Raw genomic sequence first — 1,423 nt, forward strand, 5'->3', positions numbered from 1 at the left:
GCTGGAATCCGAAGAAGCGGCGCGCCCGCTGGAACTGGTGTGGGGCATGGGCCTGTCGTCGTGGCAGATGCGCACCCCGGCGCCTGTCGACTTCCATTACCCGCTCATCACGCAGGCGCTGGAAATCGACATCGACCCGACCTCGCACGCCATCGGCCTGCGCCCCCGCCAGCTCGACGCGCACCTGGAACTCGATGCGTTCGCGGCCTGCGGCGTGCCCGGTATCGGCGACGTCGAACGCGCGGCGCGCAGCCTGCTGGCCGCGCGCGGCGACAGCACGCTCTCGCCGTTCGCACCCGAGATGATCGAGCCGATCCTCAAGCTGATCGCCGGCCAGGTCAGCGCCGACGCCCGCTACGACATGGCCGCCACGCAGGCGCCGCCCCCTGGCGAGCGCCTCGTCGTCACGCATGGCTGGGTGATCTTCGCCCGGCCGCGCGCGACGCACTTCCTGATCGACGACATCGCGCGCCTGAAAGACCGCGTGGACGATGCCGAAGCATTGCCGGACGGGCCGCTGAGCCTTGTCACGCCACCCGGCAGCGCGGTGCTCGAGCACGAGCCGATCGCGTTTCGCGGCCTGTCCGGCGGCGCGGTCAATGCCGGCGAACCGCGCGAGCTGTACTTCCCGCTGCCGTACAACCGCGAGCAGGAAACCATCGTCCAGCAACTGGCGCGCTCGCCCGGCGTCACGGTCCAGGGCCCGCCCGGCACCGGCAAGACGCACACGATCGCCAACATCATCAGCCACTACCTGGCCTCGGGCAAGCGCATCCTGGTCACGTCCAAGGGCGAGCCGGCGCTGAAGGTGTTGCAGGAGAAGATTCCCGAATCGATCCGGCCCCTGACCGTCGCCCTGCTCTCGGGCGACAAGGAAGGCATGCGCCAGTTCCAGGCGTCGATCGAAGCGATCATCCACACGCTGTCGCATCTGAACCCGCAGCTCGAGACCGAGGCGATTGCCGCCTGCCGCGTCGCGCTCGACCGCGCGCATGCCGAAACCGCCGCGATCGACACCCGCATCGACGAGATCGCGCATGCCCAGCTGGCCGCCGTCAGCGTCGATGGCGTCGAGATGCGCGCGCAGAAGATGGCTGAACTGGTCATCGACGGCAGGGAGCGTTTTGGCTGGTTCGACGACGACCTGTCGCTGGCACCGCACCACGCGCCGCCATTTGGCGACGAACAGGCGATGGGACTGCGCGAGGCGCGGCGCCGGCTTGGCGCGGATCTGGTCTACTGCAATGCGCGGCTGCCAGCGGCCGACGCCCTGCCCCCGGCGCCGGCCATCGGCCGTCYGCACGACACGCTGCTGGCCATGCGCGACATCGAGCGTGACGAAGCCAGTGGCGCGCTGCCGCCGCTGCGCGCGACCACGCCCGACGTGTTTGCCGCCGCACAGGCGTTGCAGACGGCACTGGCC

1 protein-coding gene is annotated in these 1,423 nt (G+C 70.1%); it reads left to right on the forward strand.

From position 1 onward, the window contains the following. On the forward strand, positions 1 to 1,423 hold a 1,423-nt coding region (locus AC1DYN_RS32510), incomplete at both ends, for an AAA domain-containing protein (protein WP_477966923.1).

Source organism: Rhizobacter sp. P2_D12, from assembly GCF_056404395.1.